Origin of the sequence: Nocardioides alkalitolerans (assembly GCA_038184435.1) — a bacterium.
Classification (GTDB): Bacteria; Actinomycetota; Actinomycetes; order Propionibacteriales; family Nocardioidaceae; genus Nocardioides; species Nocardioides alkalitolerans_A.
Genome location: CP116227.1, coordinates 1734825 through 1749847 on the forward strand (window position 1 = coordinate 1734825; position 15023 = coordinate 1749847).

Genomic DNA, 15023 nt, shown 5'->3' on the forward strand with positions numbered 1-15023 from the left:
ATCCTGCACCCACTACCGTGAGCGCCATGAGCACCGCGGACACCAGCGCCCTGATCGCGTCGGCACGGGACTGGATGGCCGAGGACCCCGATCCGCGCACGCGTGCGGAGCTCGCCGACGTCCTCACCGCCGTCGAGGCCGGCGACGCCGCCGCGCTGGCCGACCTGGCCGACCGCTTCGACGGCACGCTGGAGTTCGGCACGGCGGGCCTCCGCGGCGCACTCGGGCCCGGCCCGAACCGCATGAACCGGGTCGTCGTCTCCCGCGCGGCGGCCGGGCTCGCGGCGTACCTGCGGGACAACGGCGCCGGGGCGGGCGACGCGGTCGTGGTCGGGTACGACGCGCGCCGCGACTCCGACGTGTTCGCGCGGGACACCGCCGAGATCGTGACGGGCGCGGGGCTGCGGGCCTACGTGCTCCCCCGGCCGCTGCCGACGCCGCTGCTGGCCTACGCCGTGCGCGAGCTCGGGGCCGTCGCCGGCGTGATGGTGACGGCCAGCCACAACCCGCCGGAGGACAACGGCTACAAGGTCTACCTCGGCGACGGCTGCCAGATCGTGCCGCCGGCGGACGCCGAGATCTCGGCCCGGATCGCGGCCGTCGGCGCGTTCGCCGACGTGCCGCGCGGCGACGGCGGCACCGTCCTCGACGACGAGATCGTCGACCGCTACCTCGACACGGTCGCCGGGCTCGCCGGTGACGGCCCGCGCGACCTGCGGATCGTCTACACGCCGCTCCACGGCGTCGGTGGTGTGCCGGTGCGCCAGGTGCTGGAGACGGCCGGCTTCGACGAGCCCTCGGTCGTGCCGGAGCAGGAGGAGCCCGACGGCACGTTCCCGACCGTCGCGTTCCCCAACCCGGAGGAGCCGGGCGCCATGGACGCGGCGATCGCGCTCGCGGCCCGCACCGGCGCGGACCTCGTCGTGGCCAACGACCCGGACGCGGACCGGTGCGCGGCCGCCGTGCCCGTGCCGGGCGCCGACGCGGGCGACCCGAGCGGGTGGCGGATGCTGCGCGGCGACGAGGTCGGTGCGCTGCTCGCGACCCACCTCCTCGAGCGCGGCGCCCAGGGGATCTTCGCCTGCTCGATCGTCTCGTCGTCCCTGCTCGGCCGGATCGCCCGGGCCGCGGGGCAGCCGCACCTCGAGACCCTGACCGGCTTCAAGTGGATCGGGCGCGTGGAGGGCCTGGCGTTCGGCTACGAGGAGGCGCTGGGCTACTGCGTCGACCCGGGGTCGGTGCGCGACAAGGACGGCGTCTCGGCGCTGTTGATGCTCTGCGAGCAGGCCGCGGCCCTCAAGGCCGAGGGCCGCACGCTCCTCGACGCGCTCGACGACATCGCGCGCACGCACGGGCTCCACGCCACCGACCAGCTGTCGGTGCGGGTCGAGGACCTGCAGGTCATCCGCGACGCGATGGCCCGCCTGCGGGCGACGCCGCCGACCGAGCTCGGCGGTCTCGAGGTGCTCAGCGCCGAGGACCTCACGCAGGGCACCGCGGACCTGCCGCCCACCGACGGGCTGCGCTACCGCCTCGCCGACGGCGCGCGCGTGATCGTGCGACCGAGCGGCACGGAGCCGAAGATCAAGTGCTATCTCGAGGTCGTCGTGCCGGTCGAGGACGGGGACTCCGGGGAGGCCGGGGGCGTCGCCGCCGCACGCATCGTCGCCGCCCAGCGCCTCGACGCCCTCAAGCTCGGGGTGAAGGCCGCGGCCGGCCTCTGAGGCGCAAGAGCCTGGGCGCCCCGTCCCGGCCGACGCCTCCTATGCTGGCGCGGTGACCGACGCGCAGACCCCCGAGCCCACGCCCGCCGACGAGCCGACGGCGGCCGAGGTCGCCCGTCTCATCGACCACACCCTGCTCAAGCCCGAGGCGACGCGGGCCGACGTCGAGGCGCTCGTCGCCGAGGCCGCCGAGCTGGGCGTCTACTCCGTGTGCGTCTCGCCGAACATGCTGCCGCTGACCGTGCCCGCGGGCCTGAAGGTCGCCGTCGTCTGCGGCTTCCCGAGCGGCAAGCACACCTCGACCGTCAAGGCGGCCGAGGCCGCGGAGGCCGTCGCGAACGGCGCCGACGAGATCGACATGGTCATCGACGTGGGCGCGGCCGTCGAGGGCCGGTACGCCGACGTGCAGGCCGACGTCGCCGCCGTCCGGGCCGCGGTCCCGGCGCCCACCGTGCTCAAGGTGATCATCGAGTCCGCGGCCCTGTCCGACGAGGCGATCGTGGCCGTGAGCCGCGCCTCCGCCGCGGCCGGAGCGGACTTCGTCAAGACCTCCACCGGCTTCCACCCGGCCGGGGGCGCCTCCGAGCACGCCGTCCGCCTCATGGCGGAGACCGTGGCGCCCGCGCTGGGCGTCAAGGCCTCGGGCGGCGTCCGCACCCTCGAGCAGGCGCGCACGATGATCGCGGCCGGCGCCACCCGGCTCGGCGTCTCGGGCTCGCGCGCCCTGCTGGGCGGCGGTCCGGCCGCGGGCGGCTACTGAGCCCCACGCCCGCTGCCGGTCCCATGACGACCCCGCTCGCCGCTCGCGTCATCGTCCTCGCCGGTCCGTCCGGTTCGGGCAAGTCCCGCCTCGCGCAGCGCCTCGGCCTGCCCGTGCTGCGGCTCGACGACTTCTACCGCGACGGTGACGACCCGGCGCTGCCGCGCATCACCTCCGGTCCCAACGCCGGGATCGTGGACTGGGACCACCCGGGCTCGTGGCTGCGCGACGAGGCCCTGGCGGCGCTCGAGGAGGTCTGCCGCTCCGGACGGGTCGAGGTGCCGACCTACGAGATCGCCGCCAACGGCCGCACCGGCACCCAGGTGCTCGATCTCGGCGGGTCGCCGCTCGTCGTCACCGAGGGCATCTTCGCCACCGACGTCGTCGAGGAGCTCGCCGCGCGGGGGCTGCTGGCCGCGGCGTACTGCCTCACCCAGCCCGCGGGCGTCACCTTCTGGCGGCGCCTGACCCGCGACCTGCGGGAGCACCGCAAGCCTCCGCTCGTGCTCGTGCGCCGCGGTGCGGCGCTCGCCCGCGCCCAGCGGGGCATCGTCGAGCGGGCGGTCGCGGTGGGCTGCGTGCCCGCGTCGACGCACGACGCGTTCGCCGCGCTGCGCGACCTCGCCGCCGAGGTCGAGTCCCGGCCCCGCAGGACGCCCTCGTCGCTGGCCGCCGCGATCGAGGGCTTCCGCCAGCCCGACCCCACGACCTGCGGCTCGTGCTGCCTCGTGGTGGCGCACCTGCACCACTCCGCGTCGTACGCCGCCGCCGTGCTCGGCGACCCCGACGTGCCCGCGCGCCTGCGTCACGAGGCCCTCGCGGTGCACACCGCCACCAACGGCCTGCGCCTCGCGGGCGAGACGCAGGCGCCGTGGCCGAAGCGGCTGGGGACGGCGCCCTGGGCGCTGGCCCGCCACCTGCGGCTGGTCTCGGGGCGGCCTGGCACCGGGTACGTCTGGGTGCGCCGCCGCGACGACTTCTGGGAGCAGCTCGTGGCGGCGGTCGCGGGGGGCCACCCGGTGCCGCTGTACGTCGGCACGCGGCTCCTCCCCCGCCACGTCGTGCTGGTGCTGGAGGCGGGCGACGACCACCTCGTCGCCTACCAGCCGGGCCGCGGCGGCACGGTGCGCGTCACCCGCGGCGAGGTCACGCGCCACGAGGCCCGCGCGCTCGGCTGGCCCCGCGTCTGGGGCGGGGTGCTGCCGGCCGAAACCGCCGTGCCGACGCGCTGCACGCCACGGCGCGAGCGCGCGCCCCGCGGTCGGCGGGCGCTCGCGCCGGGGCTCAGCGCAACGCCGCGTAACCGGGCTTGATGACCTCGGTGATGAGCGCGTAACGCTTGTCGTAGTGGGTGAAGGCCGACTTCATCGCGTTCGTCGTCAGCCACTCGAGGCGGTCGAGGCCGAAGCCCAGCTCCGTGTGGAGCAGCCACATCTCCTGCGACATCGACGTGCGGCTCATCAGCCGGTTGTCGGTGTTGACCGTGACCCGGAACCGGAGGTCGGCCAGCAGACCGATGGGGTGCTCCGCGATCGACGGCGCCGCGCCGGTCTGCACGTTCGAGCTGGGGCACATCTCCAGGGGGATGCGCTTGTCGCGCACGTAGTTCGCCAGCCGGCCGAGCCGGACCTGGCCGTCGGGACCGACCTCGACGTCGTCGATGATCCGCACGCCGTGACCGAGCCGGTCGGCGCCGCACCACTGGAGGGCCTCCCAGATCGACGGCAGCCCGAACGCCTCGCCGGCGTGGATGGTGAAGTGCGCGTTCTCGCGACGCAGGTACTCGAACGCGTCGAGGTGGCGGGTGGGCGGGAACCCGGCCTCGGCGCCCGCGATGTCGAAGCCGGTGACGCCGCGGTCGCGCCAGGAGACGGCGAGCTCGGCGATCTCGCGCGACATCGCCTGGTGCCGCATGGCGGTGAGCAGCTGACGGGCGACGATCGGGGTGCCGGCCTCGCGGGCCAGCGCCATGCCCTCCTCGAAGCCGGCCTGCACCGCGGCCACCACGGCGTCGGGCGTGAGGCCCTGGTCGGTCATGAGCTCGGGCGCGTACCGCACCTCGGCGTAGACCACGCCGTCGGCGGCGAGGTCCTCGATGCACTCCCGGGCGATCCGCGTGATCGCCGGGACGGTCTGCATCACCGCGACGGTGTGGGAGAACGTCTCCAGGTAGCGCACCAGGGAGCCCGAGTCTGCCGACGCGGCGAACCAGTCGGCGAGACCGGCGGCGTCGTCCGCGGGCAGCGGGTGCCCGATCTCGGCGGCGAGCTCGACGATCGTCTGCGGGCGCAGCCCGCCGTCGAGGTGGTCGTGGAGCAGCACCTTGGGCACGCGGCGGATGAGCTCGCGGGAGAGGTCTGCGGGAGCGGCGGAAGGGGTGGTCTCGGCCATGGTCCATCTTCGCAGTCGGTAGGGTCCGCAGCGGTAATCGACGCACCGGCTCCGCGCCGGGAGAAGGAGCAGCCATGCGCACGTTCACGTCCCTCGACGAGGTCGCCGCAGCCGCCGGCGAGGACCTGGGGGTCTCGGACTGGGTGGAGATCGACCAGGACCGGGTCAACACGTTCGCCGACGCCACCGGCGACCACCAGTGGATCCACGTCGACGTCGAGCGCGCGGCGGAGGGTCCGTTCGGCGGCACGATCGCGCACGGCTACCTGACCCTGTCCCTCGTCCCGTGGCTCGGCAGCCTGGTCTTCGGCTTCGACACCCCTGGCGCCAAGCTGAACTACGGCGTCAACAAGGTCCGCTTCCCGCAGCCGCTGCTCGTGGGACGTCGCGTGCGCGCCCACGTGGCGCTGGGCGACGTCGCCGACCTGCCGGCCGGCAAGCAGGTGCACATCCGCTACACGATCGAGATCGAGGACGAGGCGAAGCCCGCCTGCGTCGCGGAGACGGTCGTCCTGCTGCTGCCCTGAGCCCGGCTCGCCCGCTCCCCGGGTCGTGGTGCGAGGCCCCCGGTTTCCGCAGGGCTCCCACCACGACCCGGGCGGGGTCGGGACTCTCAGGCGATCCGGTCGATGATGAGCGGCGCCGGGGTGTACGCCGCGCCGTCGCCCACGTCGTACCCGCCCTCGAGCGCCGCGAGGGCCCGGTCGAAGCGCTCCGGCGTGTCGGTGAGCAGCGTGAACAGCGGCGCCCCGGCCTCGACCCGGTCGCCCGGGCGGGCGTGCCAGACGACGCCCGCGCCGGCCTGCACCGGGTCCTCCTTGCGGGCCCGACCGGCGCCGAGGCGCCAGGCCGCGAGTCCGACGGCCATGGCGTCGAGGCGCGTCAGCACGCCCGAGGTCGACGCGGTCACCACGTGGCGCTCGCGAGCCACGGGCAGCGCCGCGTCGGGGTCACCGTCCTGCGCGGAGATCATGGCGCGCCACACGTCCATCGCGGAGCCGTCGGCCAGCTTGTCGGCCGGGTCGACGTCGTCGCGGCCGGCCGCCTGCAGCATCTCGCGGGCCAGGGCCAGGGTCAGCTCCACGACGTCGGCCGGGCCACCGCCGGCCAGCACGTCGACGGACTCCTGCACCTCGATGGCGTTGCCCGCGGTCAGGCCCAGCGGCGTCGCCATGTCGGTGAGCAGCGCCACCGTCCGCACGCCGGCGTCGGTGCCGAGGGCCACCATGGTCTCGGCGAGCTCGCGGGCCCGCTCGGCGGTCTTCATGAACGCGCCGGAGCCGACCTTCACGTCGAGCACGAGCGCGCCCGTGCCCTCGGCGATCTTCTTGCTCATGATCGAGCTCGCGATGAGCGGGATCGCCTCCACCGTGCCGGTGACGTCGCGCAGCGCGTAGAGCTTCTTGTCCGCCGGCGCCAGCCCGTCGCCTGCGGCGCAGATGACCGCGCCGACCGACTCCAGCTGCGCGAGCATCTCCGCGTTGCTCAGCGCGGCGCGCCACCCCGGGATCGACTCCAGCTTGTCCAGCGTGCCGCCGGTGTGGCCGAGACCCCGGCCCGACAGCTGCGGTACGGCGACGCCGCAGGCGGCCACGAGCGGCGCGAGCGGCAACGTGATCTTGTCCCCGACCCCGCCGGTCGAGTGCTTGTCGCTCGTGGGCCGCGAGAGGGACGAGAAGTCCATCCGCTCCCCCGAGGCGATCATGGCGGCGGTCCACCGCGCGATCTCCGCGCGCTCCATCCCGTTGAGCAGGATGGCCATGGCGAGCGCCGACATCTGCTCGTCGGCCACCTGCCCCTGCGTGTAGGCGTCGACCACCCAGTCGATCTGGCTGTCGCTCAGGGTGCCCCAGTCCCGCTTGGTGGTGATGACCTCGATGACGTCGTGTGCGCTCACCGGAGCAGCGTACGCACGGCGGTGGCCCTCAGGGGGTCGGGACGCCCGCTCCGGCGGCGACCGTGACCGACTCGTAGCCTCGCAGCACGAAGGTGCCGCGCGACACGGGCTGCGCGGCGAGCTCGAGCCCGGGCATCCGGGTCAGCAGGAGCCCGAGCGACTCCGTGAGCTCCATGCGCGCGAGCGGCGCCCCGAGGCAGAAGTGGAGGCCCGCGCCGAAGGCGACGTGGGCGTTGGGGTCACGGGTCGGCACGAACGTGTCGGCGTCGGCGAACACCGCGGGGTCGCGGTTCGCGGCGCCCAGCAGGGCGGCGATGCGCTCGCCCTCCCGCACCACGACGGTCCCGTCGCCGGACGGGAGCTCCACGTCGGCCGTCGCCGTCCGCTCGAACAGGTGCAGCGCCGAGTCGAAGCGCAGCATCTCCTCGACGAGCGTCGGCACCACGCTCACGTCACCGGAGGCCGCGGCGCGCCGCACGTCGTCGGCCGCGGGCGAGCGCAGGAGCGCCACCAGGCCGTTGCCGAAGACGTTGACGGAGGCCTCGTGGCCCGCGTTGAGGAGCAGCACCGCCGAGGCCACGACCTCGTCCTCGCTCAGCCGCTGGTCACCCTCGCGGGCCGCGACCAGGTCGCTCAGCAGGTCGTCGGCCGGGCGCGCGGCGCGGTCGCGCGCCAGCTCGCGCACGGTGCCGGCGAACGCCTCGGCGGCCCGCACGGCGGCCTCCACGACCTCGGCGGACGGCGACGGCTCGTACATCCGGACGATCGCCTGCGACCAGTCCCGCAGCTCGGGCGCCAGGCTCGTGGGCGCGCCCAGCAGCTCGGCGATGACGAGCACGGGCAGGGGCTCGGCATAGGCGCCGATGACGTCGAACCCGTCCGGGTCCGCCTCGCCCAGCAGGTCGGCCGCGAGCTCCTGCACCCGCGGCCGCAGCCGCTCGACGTGACCGCGGGCGAACGCACCCGCCACCAGCCGCCGCAGCCGCGTGTGGTCGGGCGGCTCGTTCTCCATCATCTGGTTGCGGTGGAGCAGGTTGAACGGCTCCAGGTAGTCCGCCGGCTCGCGGTCGCGCCAGATCCGGCCCAGGCGACGGTTGCGCAGCACGGCGCTCGTCGCGGCGTGGTCGAACGTCAACCACGTCTCCCGGCCGGGGTGCCAGGCGACCGCGTGCCGCTCCCGCTCCGCCGCGAGCAGCGGGTACGGGTCGGCGACGAGCTCAGGCGCCGTGAGGTCGAGCGAGGTCGTCGGGACCGAACGCATCAGGGAGCACCTCGTCCATCCGTCGCACACCGGCGACCGTCATCAGCAGCAGGTCCCTGCCGCCGTTCTCGAAGAGCAGCTGTCGGCACCGGCCGCACGGCATGATCACCTCGCCCGCGCCGTCGACGCAGACGAAGTGGGTCAGCCGGCCGCCGCCGGTCAGGTGGAGCTGGGAGACCAGGCCGCACTCGGCGCAGAGCCCGACGCCGTACGACGCGTTCTCCACGTTGCAGCCCGTCACCAGGCGACCGTCGTCGACGATCGCCGCGGCACCGACGGCGTACCCGGAGTACGGCGCGTACGCCCGCCCCGCCGCCGTCGCCGCGGCGGCCTGCAGGTCCGCCCAGCCCTCCCAGGGCTCCCGGGGCTCCCGTGCCTCGGGGGACGACGTCGCCGTCACCCTGCTGAGCCCTTGCGGTAGATCAGGCCCACCGCCGCGGGGGCCCGCAACCGTTGTGCCGCGGCGGTCAGCACCACGAGGGTGATGACGTACGGCGTCATGCGGGTGAAGTCCCCGGGCACCTCGTCGATCGAGAAGTACAGCGCGCCGACGAGCAGACCGGCCACGACGAGCCCGCCGACCAGCTGCCACGAGGCGCCCCGACGGGCCTGCCAGACCGCGAAGGCGATCGCCGCCACCGCGACGAGGAGCAGGAGCGCGTGGACGGACGAGCCGCCCTGGCGCAGGCCGAGCGTCTCGGTGTAGCCGAAGAGGCCGGAGCCGGCGAGCAGGCCGCCCGGGCGCCAGTTGCCGAAGATCATGGCGGCGAGGCCGATGTAGCCGCGCCCACCGGTCTGGCCGTCGCGGTAGTTGCTCGAGGCGACGATGGCGAGGAAGCCACCGGCGAGGCCGGCGAGGCCGCCGGACACGAGGACGGCGACGAACTTGTAGCGCAGCACGGCGACGCCGAGCGTCTCCGCTGCCGCCGGGCTCTCGCCGCAGGAGCGCAGACGCAGGCCGAAGGACGTGCGCCACAGCAGCCACCACGTGAGCAGCACGAGCAGGAACCCGACGATCACGAGCACCGAGAGGTTCGTCGTGAGCGCACGCAGCAGGGCCGCGACCTGGGAGACGAAGAAGATGTCCTTGCCCTCCACCGTGCCGAAGGCGTCGCTCAACGGACCGATGGTGATGGACGGGACGTCCGCGATCTTGGGCGACTGGGTCTGGCCGCCGCCGGGGAGGCCGACGAAGGTCAGCGACGCCAGGTACTGCACCGCACCGAGGGCGATGATGTTGATCGCGACGCCCGAGATGATGTGGTCCACGCCGAACACCACGGTGGCGACGGCGTGGATGAGGCCGCCGATCATGCCCATGAGGATCGCGCCGAGGATGCCGGCGAGCGCTCCGTAGTGGTAGCCGAAGAAACCGGCGCCGTAGGTGCCGAGGATCATCATGCCCTCGAGACCGATGTTGACGATGCCGGCGCGCTCCGACCACAGACCGCCGAGACCGGCGAGCAGGATCGGCATGATCGCGACGAGCGTCGCGGCGAGCGCACCCGACGAGGTCAGGTCGCTGGCCCCCGTGACCAGCTGCAGCAGCGAGAGCGCGAGCATGACGAGCAGGAAGCCGATGAGGATCCAGCGCCAGCGGCGCGTCCTCGACGACGCCGGGGCACGACCGGTCTTGGCCGTACCGAGCGAGGGCATGGTCATCGCGTCGTCTCCTTCGAGAGGTCGATGTCACCGTCGCCGGGCCGGTCGGACCCGCCGGGTGCGGAGGAGTCGGGGTCGGGGTCCCGCCGGTCGCCGTCGGACGCCACGGTCACCCCGGCCGCGAGCTCGGCGGCCACGCGCCGCTGCTCGAGGCGCGCGCCGTAGCGGCGGACCAGCTCGTAGGACACCACCACGGTCAGCACGATGACGCCCTGCGTGATCGCCACGATGTCGGGCGAGACGCCGACGAGGATCTGCAACGGGTTGGACTGCTCGTCGAGGAACGCGAAGAGCAGCGCGCCCAGCGCGATGCCGATCGGGTGGTTGCGGCCGAGCAGGGCGATCGCGATGCCCGCGAAGCCGAGACCGGACTGGAAGGTCGAGCCGTAGGAGTGGGAGTCACCGAAGAGGATCGGGAGACCCACGAGACCGGCGACGGCGCCCGACAGCATCATGGTCGCCACCGTCATGCGCTTGGCGGACACGCCGCTCGCCACGGCGGCCGACGACGACTGCCCGGTCGCGCGCAGCTCGAAGCCGAAGCGGGTCTTGTTGAGCACGAACCAGTAGCCGACGCCGGCCAGCACGGTGATGACGATGAAGCCGTAGAGCTCGGTCGCCACGTCGCTCCACACCTGGATGCCCGGGATCCACGAGGACTCCGGGATCACCTTCGTGCCGATGACGTTGCTGCCCTCCTCGCGGACCGCCGCCTTGGCCAGCAGGTACGCCACGAGCGAGGTCGCGATGAAGTTGAGCATGATCGTCGCGATGACCTCGCTGACGCCGCGGGTCGCCTTGAGCACGCCGGCGATGCCGGCCCAGAGGGCGCCGGCGAGCATGGCGCAGACGATCGCGAGAGCCGTGTTGGCGTAGCCCGGGAGCCACGCCTCGCCCGCGACGACCGCGGCCACGAACACCGCGACGCGGTACTGGCCGTCGACGCCGATGTTGAAGAGGTTCATCCGGAACCCGATGGAGACCGCGAGCCCGGAGAGGAACAGCACCATCGCGTTGTTGAGGATGTTGATCTGGTTGCGGGGCTCGGGCCACTGCAGCAGCTGGCTCCAGACCGCCCCGACCGGGTCGCCGGCCAGCACGAGCACGAGGCTCGTGATGAGGAACGCCAGCCCCAGGGCGAGCAGCGGAGCGGCGAGCCCCAGGAGCAGCTTGGTCACTCGGACGTTCACGCGTCCGTCTCCTTCCCGGCGGAGTCCTGGCCCGCGCCCGTCATCGCCGAGCCGAGCTGCTGCGGCGTCACGGCCGCAGGATCGAACTCACCGACGAGCCGGCCCCGCAGGATCACCTCGATGCGGTCGGACAGCCCGATGAGCTCGTCGAGGTCGGCGGAGATCAGCAGCACGGCGAGCCCGGCCCGTCGTGCGGTCTTGATGTGGTCCCAGATGGCACCCTGCGCGCCCACGTCGACACCGCGGGTGGGGTGGGAGGCGATGAGCAGCACCGGGTCGCCGCTCATCTCGCGACCGACGATCAGCTTCTGCTGGTTGCCGCCGGAGAGGGCGCGCGCGTGCACCTCGATGCCCGGGGTGCGCACGTCGTAGTTCTCGACGATCCGCCGCGTGTCGGCACGCGCGGCACGGGCGTCGATGAGGCCGCCGCGCGCGCTCGGTCGGCGGGTCTGGTGGCCGAGCACGCGGTTCTCCCACAGCGGGGCGTCGAGCAGCAGGCCGTGGCGGTGGCGGTCCTCGGGGATGTAGCCGATCCCCGCCTCGCGACGCGCACGGGTGCTGAGGCGGCCGATCGGCTGCCCGTCGAGCAGGATGCGGCCCGTGAGGCCCGGGCGCATGCCCATGACGGCCTCGACGAGCTCGGACTGGCCGTTGCCCTCGACACCCGCGATGCCGAGCACCTCGCCGCGGTGGATGCGGAAGCTGACGTCGGAGAGCACGGCGCGGCCACCGGCCGGGTCGGCCAGGTGCAGGTCGCGGACCTCCAGCAGCACGTGGTCGGTCACCGTCGAGGCCTCGGTCTGCGGCGTCGGCAGCTCGCTACCCACCATGAGCTCGGCCAGCTGGCGCGAGGTCACCGACGCGGGATCGACGGTCGCCACCGTCGTGCCGCGGCGGATGACGGTGATGTCGTCGGCGACGGAGAGCACCTCGTCGAGCTTGTGCGAGATGAAGATGACGCTGAGGCCCTCGCGCTTGAGCTCACGGAGGTTGTCGAAGAGCTCCTCGACCTCCTGCGGCACCAGCACGGCCGTCGGCTCGTCGAGGATGATCGTGCGCGCACCGCGGTAGAGCACCTTGAGGATCTCGACGCGCTGACGCGCACCCACGCCCAGGTCCTCCACGCGCCGGTCGGGGTCGATGCCCAGCCCGTAGGCGTCGGAGATCTCGCGGATCTTGGCGCGCGCCCCGCCGCCGATGCCGTGCAGCTTCTCGGCGCCGAGCACGACGTTCTCCAGCACCGTCAGGTTGTCGGCCAGCATGAAGTGCTGGAAGACCATGCCGATGCCGGCCTGGATGGCGTCCGCGGGCGACGAGAGCCGCAGCTGGCGGCCGTCGACCTCGATGGTGCCCGAGTCGGGCGGCTGCACGCCGTACAGGATCTTCATCAGCGTCGACTTGCCGGCGCCGTTCTCGCCCACGAGCGCGTGGATGGTGCCGCGGCGGACGTCGATGTTGATGTCGTCGTTGGCGATGACGCCGGGGAAGCGCTTGCCGATGCCGCGGAGGCGGACGGCCAGGGGCCCGCCCTCGGCGGGGGCCTCCTGGGGGTGCGTGGTCACGAGCGGGGACCTCCCGAACGGGCGACGGACCCGGGGACGACGACGCGTCGTCCTCGGGCCCGCTGCACTGGATGGTGTGTCACTGGCGTCACTGTAGGAGACGCCCGAGCTGCCCGGTCCTGACCGGGCACACGACCTGGCCCGAGCGGGCGGGGTCACCCCCGCCCGCTCGGTCCCGGGACGTCACGGGGTCGTGGGGACCGTGATGTCGCCGTCGATGATCTGCTGCTTGTACTCGTCCAGCTGGTCGACGATGTCGTCGACGAAGCCGCCGCTGGTCGAGTAGCCCACGCCGTCGGCCGCGAGGTCGTAGGTGACCGTGCCACCCACGTCCTCACCGTTGACGATGTCGGACAGGTACTCGTAGACCGCCACGTCGACGTTCTTCAGCATCGACGTCATGATCGCGTCCTGCACCGACGGGTCGGCGGTGTTGTACTGGTCGGAGTCGACACCGATCGCGCGGTTGTCGGACTCGGCCGCCGCCTCGAAGACGCCGCCACCCGAGCCGCCGGCCGCGTGGTAGACGATGTCGGCACCCGCGTCGTACATGCCCTGGGCGGCGGTCTTGCCGCGCGCCGGGTCGGCGAAGCCGGAGAAGTCCGGCGGCTGCGTCAGGTAGGTGACGTCGATCCGGATGTCCGGGTTGACCGCCTCGGCGCCCGCCTCGTAGCCCGCCTGGAACTTCTGGATCAGCGGGGTCTCGACACCACCGATGAAGCCGATGTGGTCGGTCTCCGTCTTGAGCGCCGCCGCGGCGCCAACCAGGAACGAGCCCTGCTCCTCGGCGAACACGAGGTTGGTGACGTTGTCGAGGTCGTTGCTCGCGTCGTCGATGATCGCGAACTCGACGTCGGGGTACTCCGCCGACACCTTCGCGACGGCCTGGCCGTAGGCGAAGCCGACCGCGACGATCGGGTTGTAACCGGCGTCGGCGAAGGTGCGCAGGCGCTCCTCGCGGGCCGACTCGGCCTCGCCGTCCTCGGCCTCCGACTCCTGCGACTCGACGCCGAACTCGTCGATCGCCTTGTCGAGGCCCGCGGCCGCCGAGTCGTTGAAGGACTGGTCGCCACGGCCGCCGACGTCGTACGCCAGGCCGACCTTCACGTCGGAGCCGGCGCCGTCGCCGCCACCGCCGTTCGAGCTGTCGTCGTTGTTGCTACCGCTGTCACCGCAGCCGGCCAGGGCCAGGACACCCGCGGCAAGGACCGCGGCGAACTTCGTGCGCCTCACGAAGCCTCCTCAAAGAAATATCGTGCTCGGGAGCGCCGCTGGTCGGGCGCAACGCGCTCACACTAACGGCGCGGATCGGGGCGTCACGTCGATCCGGTCGTTCTCCATCGAACTGTTACCTAGCGTTGACGGCGGGCCCCGCGAGGGCCTCGAGCGCGGTCTCCACGAGCAGCGCGGCGCCGATGGTGACGGCGCGCTCGTCGACCACCAGGTCGCCTTGGTGGAGGTCGTAGGTGCGCCCGCCCGGGGTGCGCGTGCCGAGCCGGGCGAGGGCCCCGGGCACCTGCTGCAGGTACCACCCGAAGTCCTCGCCACCGAGGCTCTGCCGCGTGGTCGCGACCCCCGTCGGGCCGAGCACCGTCAGGGCGGCCCGCCGCAGCGCGGCGGTCGCGGCGGCGGCGTTGACGACGGGCGGTACGCCGCGCGTGTAGTGCACGAGGGCCTCGACGCCGTAGGGCTCGGCGAGCAGCTGGACGGCGCGGCGCACGACGTCCTCCGCGACGGCCCAGGCGTCGGCGTCGAGCATGCGGACCGTGCCGGACATGCGGCCCTCGGCGGGGATGACGTTGGGCGCGACGCCCGCCTCGACCTGGCCCCAGACGACGCTGACCCCGGCGCGCGGATCGATGCGGCGCGAGAGCACCGCGGGCAGCTCGGTGAGCAGCTTGCCGAGCGCGAAGGTCAGGTCCTCGGTCAGGTGCGGTCGCGACGTGTGGCCGCCACGGCCCGAGAGGTGGATGACGAGGTGGTCGGCGGCACCGGTGATCGGACCCTCGAGGAGCCCGACCTCGCCGACGTCGAGCGAGGGGTCGCAGTGGAGGGCGAACACGGACGAGACGTCGGCCAGCGCACCGGCGGCGACCAGCTCGAGCGCCCCGCCGGGCATGACCTCCTCGGCCGGTTGGAAGAGCAGGCGCACGCGGCCCGGCAGCGCCCCCCGCTCGTGCAGCTGCTGCAGGGTGAGCGCGGCTCCCAGCAGCGCACTGGCGTGCACGTCGTGCCCGCAGGCGTGGGCGACCCCCGGCACGGTGCTCGCCCAGGCGAGCCCGGTGCGGTCGTCGAGCGGGAGCGCGTCGATGTCGCCGCGCAGCGCCACGACCGGGCCCTCGCCCTCGGTGCCGACCTCGGCCACGAGCCCCGTGGTCGTCAGCGTGCGCACCCGGATGCCCGCCGCACCCAGCCGGTCCGCGAGCAGCCGGGTGGTGCGGGTCTCCGTCCAGGCCAGCTCGGGGTGGGCGTGGAGGTCGCGGCGCACGGCCACCAGCTCGTCGGCGAGCGCGGTGAGGATCTCGGAGGTGGCGTGCACGAAGGCTGACCCTAGCGAAGGGGTGACCGGGTGCTGC

At 73.5% G+C, this 15023-nt stretch carries 13 protein-coding genes; 4 read left to right on the forward strand and 9 right to left on the reverse strand.

Annotated elements, in window-relative coordinates; translation table 11 throughout:
* Positions 1–26: 26 nt before the first annotated feature.
* The 3 genes from PIR53_08335 to PIR53_08345 are packed head-to-tail and all read left to right on the forward strand — an operon-like array spanning position 27 to position 3797.
* Positions 27–1724 (forward strand): phospho-sugar mutase, encoded by a 1698-nt coding sequence (locus PIR53_08335; GenBank protein ID WZH53986.1) that lies wholly within the window; start codon positions 27–29, stop codon positions 1722–1724.
* A gap of 52 nt (positions 1725–1776) precedes the next feature.
* Entirely contained in the window at positions 1777–2484 is a 708-nt protein-coding gene (gene deoC / locus PIR53_08340) for a deoxyribose-phosphate aldolase (protein WZH53987.1), read from the forward strand.
* 23 nt (positions 2485–2507) lie between these two features.
* Complete coding sequence (locus PIR53_08345; GenBank protein WZH53988.1) at positions 2508–3797, forward strand: hypothetical protein; 1290 nt, start codon at positions 2508–2510, stop codon at positions 3795–3797.
* On the opposite strand, the gene PIR53_08350 is transcribed toward PIR53_08345, so the two are convergent.
* Positions 3769–4875, reverse strand: coding sequence for an adenosine deaminase (locus PIR53_08350; protein ID WZH53989.1), 1107 nt, complete (start codon positions 4873–4875; stop codon positions 3769–3771). The two genes, PIR53_08345 and PIR53_08350, sit on opposite strands and share 29 nt — an antisense overlap.
* A 74-nt stretch (positions 4876–4949) precedes the next feature.
* Here PIR53_08350 and PIR53_08355 point away from each other — a divergent pair, with 74 nt between their 5' ends.
* Positions 4950–5402, forward strand: a complete 453-nt coding sequence (locus PIR53_08355; protein WZH53990.1) for a MaoC family dehydratase — start codon at positions 4950–4952, stop codon at positions 5400–5402.
* An 86-nt stretch (positions 5403–5488) separates the two neighbouring features.
* On the opposite strand, the gene PIR53_08360 is transcribed toward PIR53_08355, so the two are convergent.
* From PIR53_08360 to PIR53_08395, 8 genes are all read right to left on the reverse strand, one after another.
* The gene (locus PIR53_08360; GenBank protein WZH53991.1) at positions 5489–6772 is read right to left on the reverse strand and encodes a thymidine phosphorylase; all 1284 of its coding nucleotides are present in this window, start codon (positions 6770–6772) and stop codon (positions 5489–5491) included.
* A gap of 28 nt (positions 6773–6800) precedes the next feature.
* On the reverse strand, positions 6801–8033 hold the full coding sequence (locus PIR53_08365) for a cytochrome P450 (GenBank protein ID WZH53992.1): 1233 nt from the start codon (positions 8031–8033) through the stop codon (positions 6801–6803).
* Positions 7990–8370: a cytidine deaminase gene (locus PIR53_08370; protein ID WZH54424.1), complete on the reverse strand. Its 381-nt coding sequence runs from the start codon at positions 8368–8370 to the stop codon at positions 7990–7992. The genes PIR53_08365 and PIR53_08370 overlap by 44 nt, the downstream gene beginning before the upstream one ends.
* Before the next feature lie 59 nt (positions 8371–8429).
* A complete protein-coding gene (locus PIR53_08375; GenBank protein WZH53993.1) occupies positions 8430–9695 on the reverse strand; it encodes an ABC transporter permease in 1266 nt (421 codons plus the stop codon).
* Positions 9692–10885 carry an ABC transporter permease gene (locus PIR53_08380; GenBank protein ID WZH53994.1) on the reverse strand — a complete coding sequence of 398 codons (1194 nt, stop codon included), beginning with the start codon at positions 10883–10885 and terminating at the stop codon, positions 9692–9694. The genes PIR53_08375 and PIR53_08380 overlap by 4 nt, the downstream gene beginning before the upstream one ends.
* On the reverse strand, positions 10882–12447 hold the full coding sequence (locus PIR53_08385; GenBank protein WZH53995.1) for an ABC transporter ATP-binding protein: 1566 nt from the start codon (positions 12445–12447) through the stop codon (positions 10882–10884). The genes PIR53_08380 and PIR53_08385 overlap by 4 nt, the downstream gene beginning before the upstream one ends.
* 183 nt (positions 12448–12630) lie before the next feature.
* Complete coding sequence (locus PIR53_08390) at positions 12631–13680, reverse strand: BMP family ABC transporter substrate-binding protein (GenBank protein ID WZH53996.1); 1050 nt, start codon at positions 13678–13680, stop codon at positions 12631–12633.
* A gap of 115 nt (positions 13681–13795) precedes the next feature.
* Entirely contained in the window at positions 13796–14986 is a 1191-nt protein-coding gene (locus PIR53_08395) for an amidohydrolase (GenBank protein ID WZH53997.1), read from the reverse strand.
* Positions 14987–15023 lie beyond the last annotated feature (37 nt).

Bases quoted from the DNA above. Each gene is read 5' to 3' on its own strand.
- PIR53_08345 (WZH53988.1), top strand. From the start codon at position 2,508: ATGACGACCCCGCTCGCCGCTCGCGTCATCGTCCTCGCCGGTCCGTCC.
- PIR53_08355 (WZH53990.1), top strand. From the start codon at position 4,950: ATGCGCACGTTCACGTCCCTCGACGAGGTCGCCGCAGCCGCCGGCGAG.
- PIR53_08335 (WZH53986.1), top strand. From the start codon at position 27: ATGAGCACCGCGGACACCAGCGCCCTGATCGCGTCGGCACGGGACTGG.
- PIR53_08375 (WZH53993.1), bottom strand. From the start codon at position 9,695: ATGACCATGCCCTCGCTCGGTACGGCCAAGACCGGTCGTGCCCCGGCG.
- PIR53_08365 (WZH53992.1), bottom strand. From the start codon at position 8,033: ATGCGTTCGGTCCCGACGACCTCGCTCGACCTCACGGCGCCTGAGCTC.
- PIR53_08350 (WZH53989.1), bottom strand. From the start codon at position 4,875: ATGGCCGAGACCACCCCTTCCGCCGCTCCCGCAGACCTCTCCCGCGAG.